Source organism: Austwickia sp. TVS 96-490-7B (genome assembly GCF_019331795.1).
Lineage (GTDB): Bacteria > Actinomycetota > Actinomycetes > Actinomycetales > Dermatophilaceae > Austwickia.
In genome coordinates, this window is the sequence record NZ_JAHPZL010000001.1 from 211,186 (window position 1) to 233,208 (window position 22,023).

The 22,023-nt window shown below is 64.2% G+C and carries 22 protein-coding genes; 13 read left to right on the forward strand and 9 right to left on the reverse strand.

The features are described from left to right. The first annotated feature begins 58 nt into the window (after positions 1 to 58). From KEM60_RS00955 to KEM60_RS16335, 3 genes are all read left to right on the forward strand, one after another. Positions 59 to 208 (forward strand): hypothetical protein, encoded by a 150-nt coding sequence (locus tag KEM60_RS00955; protein WP_219105897.1) that lies wholly within the window; start codon positions 59 to 61, stop codon positions 206 to 208. An 84-nt stretch (positions 209 to 292) separates the two neighbouring features. Continuing rightward, positions 293 to 799, forward strand: coding sequence for a hypothetical protein (locus KEM60_RS16330; RefSeq protein WP_255574098.1), 507 nt, complete (start codon positions 293 to 295; stop codon positions 797 to 799). Continuing rightward, positions 756 to 1,148, forward strand: coding sequence for an FHA domain-containing protein (locus tag KEM60_RS16335; RefSeq protein ID WP_255574099.1), 393 nt, complete (start codon positions 756 to 758; stop codon positions 1,146 to 1,148). Before KEM60_RS16330 ends, KEM60_RS16335 begins: the two co-directional genes overlap by 44 nt. Positions 1,149 to 1,243: 95 nt before the next feature. On the opposite strand, the gene KEM60_RS00965 is transcribed toward KEM60_RS16335, so the two are convergent. Then, a complete protein-coding gene (locus KEM60_RS00965) occupies positions 1,244 to 1,903 on the reverse strand; it encodes a bifunctional 2-polyprenyl-6-hydroxyphenol methylase/3-demethylubiquinol 3-O-methyltransferase UbiG (RefSeq protein ID WP_219105625.1) in 660 nt (219 codons plus the stop codon). A gap of 549 nt (positions 1,904 to 2,452) precedes the next feature. On the opposite strand from KEM60_RS00965, the gene KEM60_RS00970 reads away from it, so the two are divergent. From KEM60_RS00970 to KEM60_RS01015, 10 genes are all read left to right on the forward strand, one after another. Beyond that, positions 2,453 to 3,898, forward strand: a complete 1,446-nt coding sequence (locus tag KEM60_RS00970) for a cytochrome ubiquinol oxidase subunit I (RefSeq protein WP_219105626.1) — start codon at positions 2,453 to 2,455, stop codon at positions 3,896 to 3,898. Between the two features lie 24 nt (positions 3,899 to 3,922). Then, positions 3,923 to 4,969, forward strand: a complete 1,047-nt coding sequence (cydB, locus tag KEM60_RS00975; protein ID WP_219105627.1) for a cytochrome d ubiquinol oxidase subunit II — start codon at positions 3,923 to 3,925, stop codon at positions 4,967 to 4,969. A gap of 287 nt (positions 4,970 to 5,256) precedes the next feature. After that, the gene (cydD, locus tag KEM60_RS00980; RefSeq protein ID WP_219105628.1) at positions 5,257 to 6,867 is read left to right on the forward strand and encodes a thiol reductant ABC exporter subunit CydD; all 1,611 of its coding nucleotides are present in this window, start codon (positions 5,257 to 5,259) and stop codon (positions 6,865 to 6,867) included. Beyond that, on the forward strand, positions 6,864 to 8,657 hold the full coding sequence (gene cydC, locus KEM60_RS00985; RefSeq protein WP_219105629.1) for a thiol reductant ABC exporter subunit CydC: 1,794 nt from the start codon (positions 6,864 to 6,866) through the stop codon (positions 8,655 to 8,657). The genes cydD and cydC overlap by 4 nt, the downstream gene beginning before the upstream one ends. 163 nt (positions 8,658 to 8,820) lie before the next feature. Beyond that, positions 8,821 to 9,744 carry a DUF4282 domain-containing protein gene (locus KEM60_RS00990; RefSeq protein ID WP_219105630.1) on the forward strand — a complete coding sequence of 308 codons (924 nt, stop codon included), beginning with the start codon at positions 8,821 to 8,823 and terminating at the stop codon, positions 9,742 to 9,744. Then, the gene (locus tag KEM60_RS00995) at positions 9,741 to 10,304 is read left to right on the forward strand and encodes a low molecular weight protein-tyrosine-phosphatase (RefSeq protein WP_255574100.1); all 564 of its coding nucleotides are present in this window, start codon (positions 9,741 to 9,743) and stop codon (positions 10,302 to 10,304) included. The genes KEM60_RS00990 and KEM60_RS00995 overlap by 4 nt, the downstream gene beginning before the upstream one ends. A gap of 195 nt (positions 10,305 to 10,499) precedes the next feature. Next, positions 10,500 to 11,327: an ESX secretion-associated protein EspG gene (locus KEM60_RS01000; protein ID WP_219105631.1), complete on the forward strand. Its 828-nt coding sequence runs from the start codon at positions 10,500 to 10,502 to the stop codon at positions 11,325 to 11,327. A gap of 46 nt (positions 11,328 to 11,373) precedes the next feature. Continuing rightward, positions 11,374 to 12,783 (forward strand): adenylosuccinate lyase, encoded by a 1,410-nt coding sequence (gene purB / locus KEM60_RS01005; RefSeq protein WP_219105632.1) that lies wholly within the window; start codon positions 11,374 to 11,376, stop codon positions 12,781 to 12,783. Between the two features lie 15 nt (positions 12,784 to 12,798). Beyond that, complete coding sequence (locus KEM60_RS01010; protein WP_219105633.1) at positions 12,799 to 13,293, forward strand: barstar family protein; 495 nt, start codon at positions 12,799 to 12,801, stop codon at positions 13,291 to 13,293. After that, positions 13,286 to 13,846 (forward strand): ribonuclease domain-containing protein, encoded by a 561-nt coding sequence (locus KEM60_RS01015; protein ID WP_255574101.1) that lies wholly within the window; start codon positions 13,286 to 13,288, stop codon positions 13,844 to 13,846. The genes KEM60_RS01010 and KEM60_RS01015 overlap by 8 nt, the downstream gene beginning before the upstream one ends. Positions 13,847 to 13,973: 127 nt before the next feature. Here the strand turns inward: KEM60_RS01015 and KEM60_RS01020 are convergent, their stop codons facing one another. The 8 genes from KEM60_RS01020 to KEM60_RS01055 all read right to left on the reverse strand — a co-directional run bounded on the left by KEM60_RS01020 (position 13,974) and on the right by KEM60_RS01055 (position 22,018). Then, entirely contained in the window at positions 13,974 to 14,615 is a 642-nt protein-coding gene (locus KEM60_RS01020) for a VOC family protein (protein ID WP_219105634.1), read from the reverse strand. 145 nt (positions 14,616 to 14,760) lie between these two features. Then, positions 14,761 to 15,603 (reverse strand): RNA methyltransferase, encoded by an 843-nt coding sequence (locus KEM60_RS01025; RefSeq protein ID WP_219105635.1) that lies wholly within the window; start codon positions 15,601 to 15,603, stop codon positions 14,761 to 14,763. Positions 15,604 to 15,800: 197 nt separating this feature from the next. After that, a complete protein-coding gene (locus tag KEM60_RS01030; protein ID WP_219105636.1) occupies positions 15,801 to 16,067 on the reverse strand; it encodes a hypothetical protein in 267 nt (88 codons plus the stop codon). Between the two features lie 249 nt (positions 16,068 to 16,316). Further along, positions 16,317 to 17,258 (reverse strand): HAD family hydrolase, encoded by a 942-nt coding sequence (locus KEM60_RS01035; protein ID WP_255574103.1) that lies wholly within the window; start codon positions 17,256 to 17,258, stop codon positions 16,317 to 16,319. A 266-nt stretch (positions 17,259 to 17,524) separates the two neighbouring features. Continuing rightward, on the reverse strand, positions 17,525 to 18,760 hold the full coding sequence (locus tag KEM60_RS01040) for an ABC transporter permease (protein WP_219105637.1): 1,236 nt from the start codon (positions 18,758 to 18,760) through the stop codon (positions 17,525 to 17,527). After that, positions 18,757 to 19,638, reverse strand: coding sequence for an ABC transporter ATP-binding protein (locus KEM60_RS01045; RefSeq protein WP_219105878.1), 882 nt, complete (start codon positions 19,636 to 19,638; stop codon positions 18,757 to 18,759). Before KEM60_RS01045 ends, KEM60_RS01040 begins: the two co-directional genes overlap by 4 nt. A 173-nt stretch (positions 19,639 to 19,811) precedes the next feature. Next, positions 19,812 to 20,597, reverse strand: coding sequence for a response regulator transcription factor (locus KEM60_RS01050; RefSeq protein ID WP_255574104.1), 786 nt, complete (start codon positions 20,595 to 20,597; stop codon positions 19,812 to 19,814). Further along, on the reverse strand, positions 20,594 to 22,018 hold the full coding sequence (locus KEM60_RS01055) for a sensor histidine kinase (RefSeq protein WP_219105638.1): 1,425 nt from the start codon (positions 22,016 to 22,018) through the stop codon (positions 20,594 to 20,596). Before KEM60_RS01055 ends, KEM60_RS01050 begins: the two co-directional genes overlap by 4 nt. Positions 22,019 to 22,023: the final 5 nt, after the last annotated feature.

Genomic DNA, 22,023 nt, shown 5'->3' on the forward strand with positions numbered 1-22,023 from the left:
CGTCGGACTACTGCGATGTCTGTGGTTCGCCGATGACGGCGCCTGCCTCGCCGCCACAATGGGCCGGGGCATCGGGCGCACCTTCGCTGACCGGATCGGCTGGGGCGTCAGCTGCGCCGACCCCGGCGACACCAGCTGCATCGACGCGTCCGTCGCGGGAATGCCCGCATTGCGGCACCGCAGGGAGTACGACGTACCTGTTTTGTGAGGTCTGCGGCTATGACTTCACCACAGGCGCGCTGCCCCGTCCGCTCAGTGAAGGCCTGGCTGGAGTCGACACCCGAGTCAGCGCGTGGGGGATGTCGGCTGCCTCGCCCCCCTCACCCTCATCCGCTCCCCCACTCTCCCCGTCACCATCGCCAGCGCCAGCGCAATCGTGGGAGTCGCCGCTCCCCACGGCGCCACCATCGTCTGGCGTGCCCAGCAGTGGGATGGGCGGATCGATCCCGGAGATCCTGTCGCCGAGTTCGCTGCCCTCCGCTCCGTCGACCCCCTTGATCTCCTCGTCGTCGTTGTCAACGCCCGGGTCGCTGTCCCTCCCCGCGTCGTCGCCCGCCTCGTCGTCGCTGTCTCCGGCCGCACCCTTATCGGCCTCGTCCACGCTGTCTTCTTCCTCGCATCTGCCCGCTACCCCACCGATGCCATCCGCCTCCCCGCTGACCTCGTCGGCGACTGCCGACACCTCCTTCCTGGAGGTGACCTCTCCACCGCACCAAGCCCCCTCACGGGGTTCCACGGGGGACTGGGTAGTCGAGGTGTGGATCGACCCGGCATGGCATGCCGTCCAAGACAGCGATGACATCTGCCCCTCACCAGGAGTTCCAGACGTCGTACGAATCGGTGGACGGGCCCTGATCGGGAGATACTCCGCGAGTCGACGGGTTGTCCCTGACGTGGACTGCGGCGCAGATTCCGGTGTGAGTCGACGGCACGCGGAGTTTTCCACCGATGGTCGTCGATGGTGGGTCGAAGACCTCGGATCGAGCAATGGGACATTCGTGGGTCCAGCCAGCGGACGCCTCCCAGAGGATCCGATCCCCGCTGGTCAGCGTGTGGAAATCGACGACGACAAGCGTGTGTACGTCGGCGCCTGGACCCGGCTCGTGGTCCGTCAAGCCACCGCCTCGGAGCTGGCCGGTCAGGGCTAATCGGCTCACAGTGAACTCACCGGCCCAGGTTCACCAGCCCAGGTTCACCAGCCCGAGTTCACCAGCCCGGCGTTGCCGCAGCCAGCAACATCCGCTCAGACGAATGTCAATCCTTTCGTGCTGTCGCGCCGGTGAGCCCGAAATAGCGCATCCCAAGCGACGCGAGGGCCTTCTTCAGTGTCGACCTCTCGGGCGACACGATCAGCTCGTTCCACGGCCAGCGCGCCGGAGCTGATCATGTCTTGCACATCGGAGGCGATGTCGCGAGCGGTGTAGAGATGCGCTGGATCCTGGGGCCCACCCCACCCGTCGGTGAGATTGCTGGTGTCGTGCGCTACGACCAGCAAGGTGCCGCCGGGTGCGAGTGTCGCTGCGGCAGCACGAATCAGGGGGGTGCGTTCGAAAGCCTCAATCTGGACATAGGCAGCCAGGACGAGGTCGTAGTGACCGGCCACCGTGCCTTCCTCAGTCAGGTCGGCATGGATCCAGCTGATCGGTGAGCTGTCAGTCTGGCCCGCCGCCCGACATTCGGCTTCGACCTGGCGGCCTCGCTGGAGAGCCACCTGGGAGTAGTCGACGGCATCGACCTGCCAGCCCTGCTCTGCCAACCAGAGAGCATTTCGCCCTTCGCCGCAGGCGGCGTCCAGCGCTCGCCCTGGGGTCACCCCGGACAGTTCGCTCACGACCCACCGATTGGGTTCGACGGACCAGACCCGTCCTGCGGCGTATCGCTCGTCCCAGTCATGTGCGTCCACGTCGTCCTCCTTCGTGTCGCGACTCTCGGTGCGCGAGATGGTGAGGTACGTCGGGGACGTCGTACCCCTCTGGCTCGCCAGTCTCGTCCAGCGCGAGCATTCTCGCCACCGGGAGCCACTAGGACACGCTCGATATGACTCCCTCCGGGGATGTCAGACCACAAGAGCTTGGGTCGCTTAGGGGGAGTGAGGAATCGGAATGAGTGCCAGCTTCTGAGTCGATGACATCGACAGCACAGCCCTCAGACGATTCCCCGGATGTTCCAGCTGGTCATTCGTCTTGGACGGATGGATGGTAGTCTCGCGGCGACCGGAGGGTTTACCACCAAAACCGGTCAGTTCCGTAACAAATGCACCTCACGCGTCACCACCACCGTGTGAAAGGCAACACGAAAACAAAGAAGAACGCCCCCGTCGATCACGCCATACCCATGGTGATCACCAGTTCTGGACGGATTTATCCCGTCCATCTGACGTTTCCGAAGACCTGTGACGCGAACGGAGCACGGAACAGCTCCGGAAGAGATGCGAACGACCGACAGGAGGGCTATGGACGCGCTGGATCTGGCGCGATGGCAGTTTGCCATCACGACCGTTTATCACTTCTTCTTCGTGCCGATCACGATCGGACTGTCCGGCATCGTCGCCGGCTTCCACGTGGCGTGGGTCCGCGGGCACAACCCGCAGATGTACAAGCTGACCAAGTTCTTCGGGAAGCTGTTTGTCATCAACTTCGCGCTCGGCCTGGTCACCGGAATCGTCCAAGAGTTCCAGTTTGGCATGAACTGGTCGGACTATTCCCGTTTCGTGGGCGACATTTTCGGCGCCCCCCTGGCATTCGAAGCCCTGCTGACCTTCTTCTTGGAGTCCACCTTCCTGGGGCTGTGGATCTTCGGCTGGGGCCGCATCCCGGAGAAGCTGCACGCCCTGACCATGTGCCTGGTGCATCTGGGCACTGTGATGAGCGCCTTCTTCATCCTGTCGGCCAACTCGTTCATGCAGAACCCGGTCGGGTTCACCTTCAACCCCAAGACCAACCGCGCTGAACTCACCGATTTCGTTGCGGTGCTCACCAATAAGGTGCAGCTGGTCACGTTCCCGCATGTCATCTTCGCGGCGTACATGACCGCTGGAGCTGTCGTCATGGGCGTGGCGCTGTGGCACCTGCGTCGGCCAAACCTCGGTGACAACGCCAGCATGTATCGCAAGGCCACCCGGGTGGGTGCTGTGGTGACTCTGGTCGCCTCGCTGGGCGTCATGATCAGCGGTGACCTGCAGGGCAAGATCATGACCGAAGTGCAGCCCATGAAGATGGCCGCCGCCGAAGGGATTTACGAATCCCAGTCGCACGCGCCGTTCTCCGTGCTGTCCATCGGATCGTTGGATGGCACCAAAGCCACCCGCATCATCGAGGTTCCCGGCCTGCTGTCCTTCCTGGGCCACGGCGACTTCAACGCCGAGGTCAAGGGCATCAACCCGCTGCGCGACGAGGCCAAAGCCAAGTTCACTGGCGGAAAGTTCACCAGCGACAGTTCCACGTCGTACACCCCGAACATCCCCACCACCTACTGGACTTTCCGGTTCATGATGGGCTTCGGCTTTGCCGGGACGGCCGCCTCGCTGCTCGTGCTGTGGGCCACCCGCAAGAACGCCGGCGAGAAAGCCCTCGCCCCGCGATGGTGGCACTGGGTCGCTGTGGCAACCCCCTTCCTGCCGCTCCTGGGCAACTCTTTCGGATGGATCTTCACCGAAATGGGTCGCCAGCCGTGGATTGTGAACGGGCTCATGACCGTGCAGCACGCCGTATCCCCGTCAGTCAGCTCCGGCGAGGTGCTGTTCTCGATGATCGTTTACACACTGCTGTACGCCGCCCTGGCTGTCGTCGAGGTCAAGCTCTTCCTGAAATACGTGCGGATGGGCGCTGAAGCCGTCCCCGAGCCAGGTCACGAACCTGAGCACGACGACACCGATGCTCCCCTGGCCTACGCCTACTGAGTCGGGGCGAAGGAGAGAACTGTCATGAGCTACGAAATGCTGCAGAACCTGTGGTTCCTGCTGATCGCCGTCCTGTGGATCGGTTACTTCTGCCTTGAAGGCTTCGACATGGGCGTCGGCATGCTCATGGGGATCCTGGGCAAAGACCCCGAGGGCGACCCCGAGGAGAGCGAGCGCCGTAAGCGCCTGCTCATCACGACCATTGGCCCGCACTGGGATGGCAATGAGGTGTGGCTACTCACCGCGGGTGGGGCGACCTTCGCGGCGTTCCCGCACTGGTATGCCACCTTGTTTGCTGGTTTTTATCTGCCGCTGCTGCTGATCTTGGTGGCGCTGATTCTGCGGGCCATGGGTCTGGAGTACCGCGGCAAGGGTGAGAGCGAGACGTGGCGTCGTAACTGGGACTACTGCATCATCGGCGGCTCTTTTGTGCCGGCGCTGCTGTGGGGTGTGGCCTTTGCCAACATCGTCAACGGGGTGCCATTGGACAGCGCCACGATGGAGTTCACCGGCAACGTATTCACGTTGTTGAACCCGTTGGGTCTGATCGGTGGCTTGACCACGTTGTTCCTGTTCCTGACGCATGGGGCGTTCTTTGTGGCGCTGAAAACTGAGGGCGACATTCGTCACCAAGCCCGGGCTGTGGCGATGAAGTCCGGTCTGGCGACGGCGGTCCTTGCTGTGGTGTTCCTGTCCTGGACCAATGTCAACACTGGCAACAAGCCGCTGGCGTGGGCGTTGACCGCACTGTCCGCGGTGTGCCTGCTCGCGGCGTTGTGGGCGGCGAAGCTGGGTCGTGAGGGATGGGCGTTCACGGGGACCTTCACCTGTACGACGTTGGGTGTGGCCAGCCTGTTTGTGGCGCTGTTCCCCAATGTGATGCCCAACTCGATCGCAGGTCAGACTGGCTTGACCATCGCGAATGCGTCCAGTTCGGAGTACACCTTGCAGATCATGACGGGCGCTGCGGTGGTCTTTGTGCCGATCGTGCTCGCCTACCAGATCTGGACGTACTGGGTGTTCCGTCGTCGCCTGAGCACCAAGCACATTCCTGCTCCGGCACATTACTGATCGATGTCGGGTCGGTCCGTTGATGATCTGATCGGCCCGTGGTCACGGTGTGATGTGCAGCGTCGGGTTCGCCTCGTGGGGCGGGCCCGACGCTGTGTGTTCTCTCCCCTTGGATGCATGTCCGGGACATGATGACCCGCTATTCGCCAAGAATGCTGTCGTGGAAGGCTGCTGCCTTCTCCTGAGGTGTGCCTTGAGCATGGGAGGCGTGTTGAGGCGCCTGATCGATGTCCTGCCGGGGGACCCCCCATTCGGTCCGAACCCAGAAATCTGGTGAACTAGCTTCCGTGAAGCCTTTCGACCCTCGCCTGTTGCGCGTCGTGCCTGACAGCAGAGCCGGGATCGTGGGGCTGCTCGCTCTCGGAGCGGTCCAAGGGCTGGCCGCCATTGGGCAGGCGTTCGCCATCGCTGCGTTGGTCGTCGCTGTCGCGCAGAACGCTCCGTGGTGGCCTGCGGCGACAGCCACGGCTGTCGCTTTCGCCGTACGAGCGCTTGCGACTGGGGTGACTGAGGTCGTGGCGGTACGGACCGGGGTGGCAGTGTCCGGGGCGATACGGCGGTTGCTGTTGACTGCGGCGTTGCATCGGGATGCGGCTTCGCGGGATGCCGGGGCGCGGCTGTTGACGTTGGCGACGCAGGGCGCGACGAGTATCGAACCGTATGTCGCCCGCTACCTTCCCACCTTGGCGAATGCGGCGATCTTGCCGCCTGCGGCGATCTTGGCGATGCTGCTCCTGGATTGGCGCACGGGTCTCATCCCCGTGCTGACGGTGCCCTTGTTGCCGTTATTTGCCGCGTTGATCGGGTCAGCGACTGCCGAAGCCACCCAGCGGCGGTGGCGCACGTTGGCGGGGTTGTCTGGCCATTTCCTTGACGTGATGCGGGGGTTACCTACGCTGGTCACGTACGGTCGGGCGCGACGCCAGACGGAGACGATCCGTACGGTCAGCCATCAGCATCGTGCCGCGACGGTTCGGACGTTGCGGTTGGCATTTGTCAGTTCGGCCGCGTTGGAGTTGTTGGCGACCATTTCGGTGGCGATCGTGGCGGTCTGGGTGGGCATCCAGCTTGCCGAGGATCAGATGTCGTTGGCGTTGGCGATGCCGTTGATCCTGTTGGCGCCGGAGGCGTATTGGCCGATCAGGCGGGTCGGGGCCGAATTCCACAATGCCGCTGATGGGGCAAATGCCCTGGATGCGGTGTTGCAGGAGTTGGGTGAGCAACCCGCAGCGGTGGAGTCAGCTCGGGTGACGGGGGTGTCCGAGCCGCAGCAGACCGCGCCGGTGCGGTTGCGCGGGGTGCGGTATGCCTACGGCGAGGGCCTTCCCGTGATCCTTGACGGCATTGACGCTGACCTGCCGTCACCAGGACTAACGGTGATGATCGGGCCGTCCGGGGTGGGTAAGACCACGTTGGTGGAGATCGTGGCGGGGTTGCGTCAACCGGATGCGGGCACCGTCGAGGCACCGCCAGCGCATCTGATCACTCAACGCCCGTTCCTGGCGGCGGCGACGCTGCGGGACAACCTGCTGTTGGGCTGCGCGGGCCGATCTGGGGGGATGCCCACTGATGGGCATCTGCGCAAAGCGTTGGCCGATGTGGGATTGACTGACATGGTGCGTTCGCTGCCGTTGGGGTTGGACACCCCGGTCGGTGACGATGGTTTCGGGTTGTCTGCTGGTCAGCGGGCCCGGATCGCGTTGGCTCGGGCTGTGCTGGCTGATCCGCCGATGGTGGTCCTGGACGAACCGACCGCCCACCTGGATCGGGAAGCGGAAGCTCTGATCGATGATCTGGTGGTGTCCATGTCGCGCACCCGCCCGGTGGTGGTGGTGACGCATCGTCAGGGGCTGTTACGGCGCGCTGATCGTGTCCTCGATCTGGGAGGTGGCGCATGACCCCGCAGCCGTCCGCTGCCGATGGGAAGCGCACTGGATCGTCAGGGTCGACGACCGGTGGCGATGACGCTGCGGTCCCGGGTCGGGTCGGGGGTCGACCACGGATCGTCCCAGGGGTGATGTCTGCCGCGTTGGTCGGTGGGGTCGCTCTGACGTGCGGGGTGGCGTTGACGACGACGGCCGGGTGGTTGATCGTTGCGGCGTCGTACCATCCGCAGATTTTGACGTTATTGGCGGCGATCGTGCTAGTCCGGGCGGTGGGGATCGCTCGGCCCGCGTTGCGGTACGTCGAGCGGGTCCGCAGCCACGACGCCGCATTGCGGTTTCTCGCTGATGAGCGGGCCCGCACGTATGAACGGTTGATCCCGCTGACTCCGGCGCGGCTGGGTCGGCGTAGCCGCGGTGATGTGTTGGCCGGAGTGGTCGATGACTTGGACGACATCGCGTATGCCCAGGTGCGTGTAGTGGTGCCATTCGTCGCGTTGGTGGTGACGGCAGGGTTAGCAGCGTTAGCCAATGCCGTCATCCTGTTCCCCGCTGCGGCCGTGACCTTGTCCACAGCGGCGTGCACCTTGGTGGTGGGATGGGTCGACCATCGTCTGGAAAGCCGACGCCAGGAAGCGGTGGTCGCGGCACGCGCCGAGGTGTCTCGGGTCTCGACGCTCATCACGGACAATGCGTTGGAGATCGCCGCGATTGGTGCGCAAGCCAGTGCCACACAATGGTTGGACGACGCACAGGCTGCCTTAGGGCGGGCGTTGCGCAGCCAGTCTTGGGGCCGTGCGGTCGGAGTGACACTAGTGCCGCTGGTGACGGTGGCCCACGCTGCCGTCATGGCCGCGGTGGTGTCGACATGGGTGCCGCAGGGGTTGCCTACCCCATTGGCGGCGTTCCTCCTGTTGACCCCGATCGCGTTGGGCGAGGTGACTGCGGCTATCCCAGATGCGGTGGGTGCCGCGGCCCGCGCTCGTGGTGCTGCTCACCGGCTGGATACCTTGCTGAATCAGACTGCTGCGGTGCGTGACCCAGCGACGGTGGCGCCGACCTTGGCGGTCGGTCCTGGTGGGGTCACTCCCCCACCGGTGTCCTGGCGTGATTCTGGTGGACACGACACTGTCCCGCCGGAGTTGTCCTTGGACCGGGTCACCGCGTCGTGGGATGGTGAACGCGCCGCGATGCAACGACTGTCCACGGCGATCAAGCCGGGACGTCATGTCGCTGTGGTCGGACCGAATGGTTCCGGAAAGTCGACTTTGTTGGCGGTCTTGGCCCGCCATATCGATCCGGCCAGCGGTGCTTATCGCGTCGATGGGGAAGATGTCACCCGATTGGCCTTAAGCCAGGTACGGGCGCACCTCGCGGTCGTAGATGATGAACCGCACGTGTTTGCCTCGTCGTTGCGGGAAAACATGCGTTTCGCGCTGCCGGACTGTTCTGATGCCCAGATCGAATCAGCCTTGCAGCTGGCAGGTTTGCACCCGTGGTATTCAGGGCTCCCAGAGGGGTTGGATACCCGATTGGGCTCCGGCGGTCAGGGCGTATCCGGCGGAGAAAGAGCTCGACTGTCCATCGCCCGGGCCGTGCTCTCTCACCGCCCAGTGCTGTTGCTGGACGAGCCGGTAGCCCATCTGGACCATCCCACGGCGGTTGCGGTGATGGCTGATGTCCGTCGGTCCAGTCAGGGCCGCACTGTCGTGGTGGTCGCCCACCGCGCCGAAGGCATTGACAACGCGGACGAGGTGCTGGATCTGACTCCTGAAGCACCGACCCCACTGGCGGGGCCTCGGTGAAGATACCGCGCAGCGAATCGCGGTGACCTGTGCCAACAGTCCGTCAACGAGCACGCCCTAGAGCTCTACGGGTGTCTCGAGGCACGGACTATCGGCACCGTATGGCGCCGGGCCGTCGGTATGACACAGTGGTGATCACACCCATTTCCAGGAGGTACCCCTGATGAGCGACAGCCAGGGCCACGGCGGGCCTTCGAGCGCCCACCCCAACCAGCCCCATCCTGAAGGGCGCGTGCCTGCGGGGCCCAGCCCCACCCCCGCTGCGGAGGCCGAGGAGTCGCACCAGTCGGCGCCAGCGCCGCAACCGTCTGCGGCAGAGACGGCAGACGCCGAATCCGGGGTGCATCCGGGATGGGGAGCTCAGCCTCAGACGAGTTATGAGAGCGCGTCGTCGGGCGGATGGGGGACCCCTGGTCACGCCGAATCAGGGCCGCTGCGGTTGAATGTCCCCTCTGAGCAGCAGGCACGCGCCACGAGCACACCGCAGAGCGGATCAGCGCCAGCTGCTCCCGCGGCGCCGAAGCCGGGTGAGGCGGCGTCGCCGTACGGTCAGCAAGCTGCACCCATGGGGGGCTACCAGCAGAGCAGCTATCCGCAGCAAGCCGGATATGCCGCTCCAGGGTCATACCCGCAGCAGAGCAGCTATCAGCCCCCTCAGTTTGGCGGGTATCCGCAGCAGGGTGTTCCGGGTGCGCCGACCGGTGCACAGACTGCGCCAGGGGCTCAGCCAGGTGGGCAGCAGTGGGGCTGGCACGAGTCACCACAGTTTGGTACGCCGTCGGCACCGGCACATCACGACGGTTTCGGCGCGATGCTCGACTTTTCCTTCTCATCGCGAGCGACCCGGGCGTTAGCTCCGGTGTTGTTCTGGGTGGTCGTGATGTGGGCAGTCATCGATATCATCACCGCGCTCCAGCATTTGCTGAATACGGCTCCGTATTCAGCTCCGACAGCCATCCTCGCCACGATGTTCATCAGCGCCATCTTTTGGGGTGTCGTGAAGGTGACGGTGGCCCGGTTGTTCCTCGAACTGTGCGTCAACTTGACTGACATGGCTGCGGCGTTGAAGGACTCGGACTCGCAGTGAGCAAGATCTCATCGGACGGTGCTGTCACTGGGCGGAGGCGACCGTTCCGAGTGTGTGTGGTGTGCTCCGGCAACATCTGCCGCTCCCCGATGGGAGAGGTGGTGCTCCGCTCGATGCTCGACGACGCTGGCTTAGCGGCCCTGGTCGAGGTGGACTCGGCAGGAACCGGTGGCTGGCACGCTGGTGACGGTGCGGATCCTCGGGCGGTGGCTGCGTTAGCGCGAGCGGGGTATGACGGGTCATCCCATGTCGCTCGGGAGTATGACCTCGCCTGGTTCGACGTCCACGACCTGATCCTCGCGGCTGATGAGGGGCATGTTCGTCAGTTACGACGATGGGCAGATCAGGCTGGAGTGCCGGTGGGTCCCCGACATGCCGGTGGCGACGTAGAGATCGAGCTGTTGCGTCGGTACGATCCGCAGGCTCGCGCGGCAGGTGATATCGGTCTAGACGATCCGTATTACGGGAACGCCGAAGACTTCGAGCGATGCCTGGCCCAGGTCGAGAAGGCGTGCCGGGGTGTGGTGGTGCATCTCCAGGGAGTCTTAGCGGACCGCTGAGTGAATCCCCGCTGCGTCATCTCGTCACATTCGTCACTGGCGCAGCGGAGTTCACCACAGGCCTCACCGGTGCTGAGAGAGGGGCGGGGTCTGGCACGTTGCGGGCAGATTGTCCCGACTCGTCCCTGGTGGATATGTCATCATTCTTCAGGTCGGTCGTCCGACCGGGCGAGAGCCCCTGGAAGAAGGTGGCCCATGGGTGACGAGTTGTGGTCGATCGAGGACTTCGAGAACGTCCTGTGGGATTACGGCATCTCCCTGCCATTTCCGTTGCATCTGGGGCCGTCAGGGCCAGTGGGGGTGTCCACATCGCGCAGCCGGACCGGCCGTCGCGTCGAGGACGACATTGACGCGTTGACCCAGCGATGGGGGCCCCTCAGGACTCGACACTTGCTCACGTTGGTGTCCACTCTGCGGACAACAGTCAGTTCAGCTTTCCTCTATGTGGTCGCTGAAGATCGGGACGAATTCGACTCCCGGGTGACAGCTACCGCCATCGTCGGCGATGACCGGCCCATCGTGGTGGTTGAGTCACCGACCGGGATCTGGATCACCATGACGCCTTGGGACCGCCTCGGCACGATGTTGGCCGGCTTCCTGCCGCAGATCCCGTCGTGGTCTTTCCCGACGCTGTCGGTGCGTGCTGAAGGACTCCAATCGATCGCGGAGATGACCACCCGTTCCGTGCCTGCCGCCACCATCGATCGAGCCATGGCCCGGGAGGGATTCCCGATGGGGCTCTACCGGATGATGGAGAAAATCTCTGAGCGCACCGTCGCGCACGGGTTCTTCGGCGCCGCCCGTGAGGATCGTGAGGGTCGGCAGCTCGGCGATATCGCCGGTGATTTCGTGGCCGCACCCCACGGTGGGTTTGTGCGGGTACAGGAAGGCGGCCGGATTCTGTTTGAGCCGTTGGAGCCGACAGCCCTGCCATCCTTGCTGGTCCGGTGTTTAGCCAGCGTCCCCGCAGCTCGTAGCTCTGCGGAAGAGCTTCGATCTCCGGTGGTCAGCAGAGTCCACTGAGCTGACCCGCGCCAGGGTTGTCGGCTGACGATGGGAGGATGACGCTATGGGTTCACTTGCTGACGCCTCCCCCGCCATCGCCCTCACCGCGCTCGACGGTCGTTACCGGGGCGCTGTCGCACCTCTGGTGGATCACCTTTCCGAGGCTGCGCTCAACCGCGAGCGCGTCCACGTCGAGGTCGAATGGCTGATTCATCTCACCACTGAGCAGGTCGTTCCCGGCGTACGAGCCCTCACCGGTGAGGAGCAGGCAGCCCTGCGAGCTGTTGTCGAGGATTTCTCGGCGGAGGATGTTGCTGAGCTGGCCGCCATCGAACGCGAGACCGTCCATGACGTCAAAGCGGTCGAGTATTACCTCAAGCGGCGCCTCGCCCAGATCACCCCGGAGGAGCCTGGACTGGCGGAGCTCATCCATTTTTGCTGCACCAGCGAGGACATCAACAACCTCTCTTATGCCTTGATGGTCAAGGGTGCTGTCACTGAGGTGTGGCTGCCCGCCGCGACCGCTCTGGCCGACCAGGTAGCGACGATGGCCCGTGACTTGGCGGAGGTTCCGCTGCTGGCGCACACTCATGGCCAGCCTGCGACACCTACCACGATGGGCAAGGAGTTGGCGGTGACTGCGCATCGGTTGCGTCGTCAGCTCGCTCGGATTGATCGGGCCGAATACCTCGGCAAACTCAATGGCGCTACGGGTACCTACGGCGCTCATCTGGCCGCCGTACCCGATGCGAACTGGCCGGCTGTGTCACGCAGGTTTGTGGAGAAGGTTTTGGGCTTGACCTGGAATCCTTTGACCACACAGATCGAGTCACATGACTGGCAGGCCGAGATTTATGCCGACGTGGCCCGCTTCAATCGGATTGTGCACAACCTGTGCACTGATATGTGGACCTACATCTCGCTGGGCTATTTCGCGCAGGTGCGGGGTCAAGGCACGGTCGGGTCGTCGACGATGCCGCACAAGGTCAACCCGATTCGGTTTGAGAACGCCGAAGCTAACGTGGAGGTCTCCAACGCTCTGCTGGACGTCTTGGGCTCCACGCTCGTCACCAGCAGGCTGCAACGCGACTTGACCGACTCGTCCATGCAGCGCAATATCGGCACCGCTCTGGGGCATTCCTTGTTGGCGGTGGATAACGTCGGTCGCGGGTTGGCCGGACTCGATGCCGTGCCGACCGCCATGGCCCGTGACCTCGACGCCAACTGGGAAGTGCTGGGTGAGCCGATCCAGTCGGCGATGCGGGCGCTGGGTGCTCAAGGCGTCACCGGGATGGAAAATCCCTACGAACGGTTGAAGGAGCTGACCCGGGGTCGTCGGATCGGACAGGACGAACTGGTCGAGTTCGTTCGGGGGCTAGGGCTGCCTGCTGACGTTGAGGACCGGCTGGTGGGTCTCACCCCGCTGACGTACGTCGGTGCGGCGCCGCGCCTGGTCCACGACTACCTCGACTGAGCTGACGCCCCGGCCATGACTGCTTCTGTGCCCGGCATCGCCGATGTCGTCCCTGACCTGGTCGGTCAGCATGTCTTGACCGCCGCAGCACACCGCTATGACGCCATTGCTGCGGCGGCGCGCCGCCACGGGTATCTGCTGCGAGATCTGGACGGCGCCGCGTTGACGTCACGGTCGCGCGTGCTGCCTGCTTTGGCGGGGGCGTTGCGTCTGCCTGGCGCAGCCGACCACAACGTCGATGCGATCGTTGATGCCTTGCGCGACTTGCCGCAGTGGTGGCCTGAGCACCAGCGTTTGCTGTTGTGTTGGCACGGACCTGACTCTTTTGCCGCAGCTGCTCCGCATCTGTGGACGGTGATATGTCAGGTGCTCGCTGATGCCAGTGGCGATCTGGCCACTGCCGGTTTCGCCTTTGAAACGGTGCTTTTCCCGGTCAGCCCCGATTTTGATGACAGGGCACTCCCGCCGGGTGCATCCTCTTCCCGATCAAGGACAGAAAACCGTGGGTGACCGTCAGTTCTCAATGTCCCGGGGTCCGTGGGCGGCCGCGCGTAAAATCTGGGCACCGCTGCTAGTGGTCCTCGCCATCGCGGTGGTGCTCATCGCGCAGCCGTGGAAGGACAGCAGTGCCCCACTGGTACAGCCGGGAAGCACCGCGAGTAGTCGAGCTGCGGCCGGGAGCGCTCGCAGTTCGACCGGTGCGGCTGGGAAGCCCAGCGCCTCCGATGCACCGGGCCGCACTGGCTCCTCGGCTGCTCCTGGTGAGCCGAAGAGCTGCGAATTAGCTTCACTGCCGGAAGAAGCACGCCGTACGGCGGAGTTGATCCGTGCCGGTGGTCCGTTCCCGCATCCGCGGAATGACGGGGTCACGTTTGGTAACCATGAGGGGCGCCTCCCTGCCCATCCGCGTGGGTACTACCGCGAATACACCGTCCCTACTCCTGGGGCGAAGCATCGGGCGCAGCGACGGATTGTCACCGGCGGTGATCCGGCGACGGCCCCACCGCAGTGGTATTACACCGGCGACCATTACGACAGCTTCTGCCGTATCACCGGGGTGTAAGCCCAGCCGTTCTCAGCCGAGGGTCACCCCAGCAACCCTCTGACCGAAGAGAAATCGGACCGCGGCAGGGGCGAGCTGCCACCCGAGTTCGGTGGCTGCCTCACCCCTGCCCGCGGGCGGTCCTGGATCAGATGGTGATCTGTCCGGCTGGAGTATCGAAGGTGACCGAGAGCAGACCCGCGTTGCCCTTGGGCGCGATGAACGAGAAGTCGATCACGGTGGAGGTCTTGTCTGCGGGCAGCCCCAACCATTCGCGCACCCGGGCCGGGTCGCCAGCCAGAGTCAGACCGCTGATGTTGACCTCAGGCTCCACCTCGACTGCGCGGGACGGGTGCAGCTCCGGGTTGAGGAAGTGAATGAAGTAGGGCAATTGGGGGTCGTTGATCAAGCCGTGGACACCGATCTGACGCCAGTCGAGCCGTCGCCCGTCCGGGAAGACCCGGTGGCCTTCGTCAGAGGCCCGGTCAAGGCGCTGCTCTACCGCGGCGATGTCCTCGACTCGGACGACCCAACCCATCCAGCCGCCACCGGCTTCGCAGGCGGTTTTGACGGCCTGCCCGAAGGGGGCTTTGTCAGTTGCCGGGTGGTCTAGGGGTTCCACCACCTCGACGTATCGCTCGTGGGCCATCGGCAGGATGACATTGCGGGTCCCAAAACTCGGGTGGACCCCGCCGTTGACCGCTCGGACACCGAGCTGCGCCGCAAGGCGGTCGGCGGTCGCCCGCACCCCATCCTTCTCAGCGGCATAGGACACATGATCGACTCGCATGGGTTCATGGTGGCATAGCCCCCACGCCTGCCGGAAAACGCCTGGAGCAGAAGGGTTTAGCGTATTAAAAGGGAAGCTCGCTGAATGGGTGGTCGACTGACGATGCCAGGGCATTGAGAGCCACTCCCAGGCAATCACACTAGCTTTACTGAATCACTCCGGAAACATCTGCCCCAGAAGTCACAGAACGCTGCCGTACGGCCTCATACAACACAATTGCCGCAGACGTCGCCACATTCAAGGAATCCACCCGCCCCGACATCGGAATACGGACCCGATGATGCGCTGCCGCCAATGCCTCAGGGGTCAGACCTGTCTTCTCCGCGCCCACCATCAACGCCACCCCACCGGTGTAATCCACCTGCGCATAACCCACCTGCGTCTCCGGCGTCGTCGCCACCAGTGCCAGCCCTCGGTCGCTCGCCCACGCGGACACGTCAGGCCACGACGCCGCCGCCACTGGCACCGAAAACACCGCTCCCTTGCTGGAGCGCACCACGTTGGGGTTGCCCCAGTCCGTCACCGGGTCCGCCGAGACCACCGCAGCCACCCCCGCCGCATCAGCAGTGCGCAGCATCGCCCCCAAGTTGCCCGGCTTCTCCACCCCTTGAGCGATCAGCACCAACGGCGATTCCGGCAAGGCCAATTCCGCCAAAGCTCTGCCCGGCGTCGACACCACCGCCAGCACCCCATCCGGGCCCTCCCGATAGGCGACCTTCTCGAACGCCTGCCGGGACAAGCGCACCACCTGGCCACCTCCCTGAGCGACCAGCGAGATCAACGTCTCCGTCGCGGCCAACTCCCCCGCCAACTCGGGACACCAATACACGCATTGGGGGCGCACCCCGGCCGCCACCGCCAATCCCGTCTCGGCCAAACCTTCTAACAACGTCAGGCCCTGGAGGTCACGCACTCGGCGACGGCGTAACGCCACCAAGGACTTCAAGCGGGGATTAGCAGGACTGGAAATGAAGAGGTCATCGCTCATGGCAATTCCATCATCCCATCCCCTACCACCGTCAGCAGCGCTGACTAGGCCGCACGACGGCACGTCGAGGACGCGGTACGCCCCGGACAGTCAGCACACATGCCGAAGCGCCCACATAGGGGGTGGGCGCTTCGGCAGATGACCAGGTGGGGCGCCAGGTGTAGAGGAGCCTGGCTCGGCGGTCGTCGATCTGAGGCTCAGCTGGCCTGTTTTTCTGGGCAGAACATCCCTCCGGGACACATGTCCCCCGCAGTGAGGGCTTCGGAGAAATCGGACATTGCGCGGGCATAACCTCGCAAATATTCGTCGTCGGGCGCTTCGCTGTTGGTCCGCGTCTCGGCGAGGAGTCGCTGAGACAGCGCGGCCGCAAAATCGGCGATTCGCAGATGATTGGCGAAGATAGGGTCGGCCACCGTCGGCGTACCCTCCCCGACGGCGGGGCCGGTAGCAGCTGAAATGAGCACGATCCTCCTTTCTGTGCGTCAGAGGTGTAGGGGCGATTGCACCCTTTCAATCGACCCGGAAGAACGGTCATGTAGGACTCTCGGAAGAGAGTCGTCATACTGCTCGAATTTCGTTGACGCCGAGCTTTGTCGCCGACATTTACCCAGGCGAGAACTCATCTTCGGACGACCGATAAGAATGACAGCGTCGGCAATAAAAACATTCTGGACGTCCAATACGGACAGGTGTCCATGGCCGGCTATGACGCCTCAGGCGCAGCGTCGGCGCGCACGCGCGGAGGGCACCGCCCGCAAGACACGCACCAATCCGTCCTCATCGACCGTGCCAGTGACGTAATCCGCCGCAGCGCGCACCTCAGCTGGCGCATTGCCCATCGCCACTCCGCACTGCGCCCAGGCCAGCATTTCCAGATCGTTGCGTTGGTCACCGGCGGCGACCGTACGTCGATCGTTGATCCCTAAGCGACGACGTACCTCCTGCAGCGCTGACGCCTTGCTCACGCCGTCCGGGGCGATATCCAGCCATGCGGTGAATCCCACCGCATAATTCACCCCATGCAAGCCCAGCCGGGAGGCCAGCGTGATGAAGTCCTGCGCGGTGCCGGTATCGCTACGGAACGTGACCCGAGTGGCCGGGCCAGCCACCAGTTCATCCCAATCGACCACCCTGATACGGCCGTCGAGCTCCCCCGGTGCGAACGGCGCGCTCACCTTGAAACCCACACCGACCTCCTCGACAGCGATCTGCGCGCCCGGCCAGGCATCCCGCAACCGAGTCAACGCGGGGGCCGCATCAAAGGTGTGAGTGAGCAGCAGCCTCGCCCCCAGCGGACGTTGCGGGTCGATCTCAGCGAGGACCGCACCATTGCTGCAGACCAGATAGCCACGCCGTAAACCCAGCTTGCGCACCACCGGGATAGCTGCCAGGAGTGAACGTCCCGTGGCAATGACCACCTCATGACCGGCGCTGACGCAGGACCGCACTGCCCGAGAAACCCGCGGTGACAATGTGCCGTCATGACGCAGGATGGTGCCGTCAATGTCGAGGGCAACGAGGTGTCGTCCCGTCGCGGTAGGCAGCACCGTCGGGCAGTACGGCCGATCAGTGCGAGCTATCAGCTCGGCGCGCTCCGCAGTGTCACTCCGGCCGTCATGTCCCACGGTGATGCTGTGCCCAGTCCTACCCATCATGTCCTCCTCGCCGCCGGCGCCCCGTCCGCTGCGCTGACCTGCGGCCCGGTGTGCCCGGGCGACCAGGTGGCGTCCCACTCCTCGTCCCCCTGACGGCCAGGGTGTTGGCGGCTGTCGTCAGTCTGTGTCGTCGGTCGACCTCTGCGACCGTACTGTGTCCGCCACCGACCGGGCATGTCGCCCCGGCATCGCGCGGACGAACAGTCGTCGACCTATCGACCGGTCCGGGGCGGATCGGATCTCTTCGCCCCGGACCGACTGCCGACTCAGTCGGCGGCAGACCAGGCCTGACGCCACCCGACGCGCCCCCCGGACGCCAGGATGCTGCGACGGTACAGCCGCTCAGCGACGTACACACTCACCGCAGCGAAGGCGAGATTGCTGGCCAAAGCGATCAGCGGCTGCCAGATCGGGACCGGACCAGCCAGCAACCGGATCGGCATGGTCACTGCGGAAGAGATCGGCACGAAGGACAGCGCGACCTGCACAGTGCCGCTGCTGAACATCCCGCCAAAAAAGGCCAGCATCACCAACAGCAACAGGGGTTGCTGCGTGGCTTGGAGATCTTCGACCCGACTCGCCAGGGACCCTGCGACAGCCCACAAGCAGGCCAGGGCGACGAACCCGACGAGGAAGAACCCCACAAACCAGCCAACCGGGCCACCGACCGAGGCGAGGACAGCCGAGTACGGCGTGAACTGCAGACCCACCAGGCCGGTCACCACGAACAAACCCATCTGAGCCAAGGCCAGGGCGGTATTGCCGATGACTTTGCCGAAAAGCAACTGACGCAGCGACACCGCGCTGGCGATGATCTCAACGATGCGGGACTGTTTTTCTTCGACCACGCTCTGCGCGATCGCCACCCCAAACATCAGGCTGACGAAGTAAAACAGCATCGCCAGGACATAACCAGCGATCAGCTGGATCAACGGAGCTGATTGCGACCCGTCGAGATGGTCTTGGGCCAGAGCGCTTCCTGCGGTGAGGGCTTCCACGGTGGTCCCGGCTTTGGTGGCGTTATCGGTGAGTGCCCGAGTGCGCACGAGGTCGGCGGTGGCAGCGCTGATCTGCTGGGATGCGGCGCCATCTTTGGTGGTGAGAGTCCATCCGCGGTCTTGGTGATGCAGGTAGGTGTCTGCGGTGCCATCACGGAGGGCAGCGTGTGCAGCGGAAGCGTCACTGACCTGCCGGACCGTCAGCGTGTTTTTGTCGTTGGCGCGGTGGACTTCCGTGCTGACCGCTTCAGCGAGTTCTTTGCCCTGGGTGCTGCTGACGACCATCGTGTGGTGGTCACCCCGGTCGGCGAGCCACCCCTGCAGGACCATGATCCCGATGAGGACAGCGGTGGTCATGGCGGTGGCAATGAGGAAATTCCGGTCGGTGAGTCGAACGTGGATCTCACGCATCGCCACCAGTGGCCAGGCCAGCTGGTGGCGAGCGGCGTCACTGGCAGCTTCGGTGGGGCGGTCGGCCGAGGTGGGATCAATGGGGGCGCTCATGCGGTCACCTCGCGGTAGATCTCGGAGAGGGTGGGGACGACTGCACCGAATTCGATGATGGTGCCTCGTCGGAGGGCTTCGCTGAGCAGAGCATGTTCCGCGCCAGACCCCTGAATCTGCAGCAACGCGCGAGGACCATCCACATCCTCCACGGCGATCCCCGGGACGTCTCTGATCCAGCCGGCGTCATGGTCGACGACGAGGCGGTGCCGGGTGGTGGCTTGAGCCCGCAGGTCTGCGACAACGCCGCTGGCCACGACCCGGCCATGGGAGAGCACCACAACCTGGTCGCAGAGACGCTCAACCAGGTCGAGTTGGTGGCTGGAAAACAGCACCGGCACTCCCCGTTTGGTGTGCTCACGCAGCAACCCGACCATCGCGTCGACGGCAATCGGATCCAACCCAGAGAACGGCTCGTCCAGGATCAGCGCGATGGGGTCGGCGAGCATCGCCGCGATGATCTGCACCCGTTGCTGATTGCCGAGGGACAGTTTTTCCACATGGTCCTTAGCGCGATCAGCCAGGCCAAAACGGTCGAGGTGTTCCGTGACCGCACGACGGGCTGCCCCGACCGGCATGCCATGCAACCTCGCTAAATAAATCAGCTGATCGCTGACCTTCTGTTTGGGATAGAGCCCTCGCTCTTCGGGCATATATCCAAAGCGCCGCCGGTCAGCAGCGGTGATGGGTCGGCCTTGCCAACGCACCTGCCCGGCATGGGCGGCGAGCACCCCCATCGTCATGCGCATAGTGGTGGTCTTTCCGGCGCCGTTCGCTCCGACAAAACCGACCAGGGTGCCCTCTGGCACGGTCAGACTGAGATCGTCGACCGCGGTGAAATCGCCGAATCGCCGCGTCAACCCCTCGAGCTCAATCATCATCGTCCTCCCTCGGCGGAGGCACTTCTCACGCTCCGCTAGAGGAATCACGCTAGAGGCCGCACCTCCGATTGCGGATCCCTCTTGGGAGGGATCCGGCGGGGGAACGACAGCGATCCGAAGGGGTCGTCTCTCCGGTCTTCTCCGACTCAAGGGGGAGCCGAACGGCGATCTCAGGACCGGACGAGTCCGCCCTGATATGCGACCACGACCGCCTGCACGCGGTCACGAACTCTCAGTTTGGCCAGGCAGTTGCTGACATGGGTTTTGACGGTGGCTTCACCGAGGAACAACGTGGTGGCGATCTCCGCGTTGCTCATCCCTCTGGCGACGAGCCGGAGCACCTCACGTTCCCGGTCGGTCAGCAGCGACAACCGATCGGCTGAGCCGTGCCGGGCAGCATCCCCGGGATCTGGCTGTCCCGACGCACCGGAAAGGGACACGCGGCGCCCGGCTGGGGACATCGCATGGGACAGCTGGATCGGGATTCGCGGCCCGTCGTCAGCGCGGGCTGTCATCCTGGCAATGACCCGCCTGGTCACTTCCGGTGCTAGCAAGGCATGCCCCTGCCCGACGGCCCGGACGGCGTCGACGAGATGCTCCGGGTCAGCATTCTTCAGCAGGAACCCGCTGGCGCCAGCTTGCAAGGCATCGAAGAGATAGTCATCTCGGTCAAAAGTGGTCAAGATGATGACCTTCGAGAGGTCTTCCTCGGTGATCTGCGCGGTCGCCGCAATCCCGTCAAGGACAGGCATCTGCACATCCATGAGGATCACATCTGGTCGGAGTCGCCGCGCTGCTTCCACCGCTTGGGCACCGTCCGCGACGGATCCGACAACGTCGATGTCATCTTCCACCGACAGGATCAACGCAAAACCGGACCGCACCAGTTGCTGGTCATCGACCAACAACACCCGCAACGTCTGCTCTGGTCCAGTGATCATCTGCTGCATGGTCATGCCATCCTTGCCGGGTCGGCCGTGAGTGCCGTCGGAACGAGCTGAGGTTCCAGTGGGAATCGGGCCCGCACTCGAAAACCCCCCGACAGGCGGGGACCGACATCTAACTGCCCGCTGTGAGAAGTGACCCGTTCCCGCATCCCGACCAGGCCCAACCCAGTGCCAGTAGTCGCCCCGCACGGGCTCCCGTCGTCGACGACCTCCACCTCGACGTACGGCGAGATTCCGGAGCTGCCGTGGCGACGCACCCGGACCACGACCGTGGCACGCTTCGCCGTGGAATGTTTTGCCACATTGGACAACGCTTCCTGCACGATCCGGTACGCGGAGAGCGACAAGGGCGCACCTACCGTGTCCAAGGCGCCAGGGGTGTCTTCGACCAGCGTGTACGTCGGAGTGAACCCGGGCCGGACGGACTGCGCGACCAGCGCAGGCAGATCGCGTAATCCCGGTTCTGGGGCCCGATCCACCAGGTCGCTCATGTCGGCTCTGGCCGTGCCCGAGGACACATCCCGCAGTGTCCCCAGCAGGTTCCTCAACTCTTGGACCGCTTGGCGGGAGGAACTTTCCACCGCTGACAGTGCCGTCGCTGCTGCGTCGACATCTCTGGTCAGCACCCGTCGCGCTCCCGCTGCCTGCACCCCCATCACCGAGACGTGGTGGGCGACGACGTCATGTAATTCTCGGGCGATGCGCAGCCGTTCCTCCACCACGGCGCGCCGCCGTAAATCTTCTGCCTGTTTCTCGATGGTGACGGCTTGCGCTTGCATGACCGCCAGCCGGCGAGCGCCACGCCAGTTGCTGCGTCCCCAGATCAGCGCACCACCGAAGAACGCCCCGTTGACCATCAGGACGAGCAGAGTAGTGGCGGTGGCGAAGCTAAACAGTCCCTGTGGTTGCCGGACTGCGGAAAAGTTTGAAGTGATCTGTTCCCAGGCTTGTCCCAGCGCGAATGACCACACGGTCCCACCGAACATCATGGTCAAAGAGGCCAGCACTGCCCAGAGGAGTGCCCAGCGGTCTTGAGCCCAGGCCATCCCGGTGACGAGGGCCAGAAAATAGACGACCAGCATGATCCACTGTTGGGCGATCATCGGGAGCCACACGCTCACCACCAGCAGGTGAAGTTGCAAGATGACCATGACGGTGACGGGAAATCGACGGCGCCATACCAGGGGGATCACCGCTGAAGCGGTGACAGCATGTTGCGCCCAGATGGGCACCGACACTGTGGTCAGCATCGACATGCTACGAGCTACTTCTAATGACAGCGCAGCCAGCAGGTAAAACAACACCGCGACCCAGACATCGAAGCGGCATTCAGCGCGGGTCGGTCCGGGTCTAGTCCACGGATCGTCGACGTCAAAAAACACCCGCACGGCTTCTGCTCCGCGCCCCACCCACCGCTGTCCCGTGCGCATGGTGC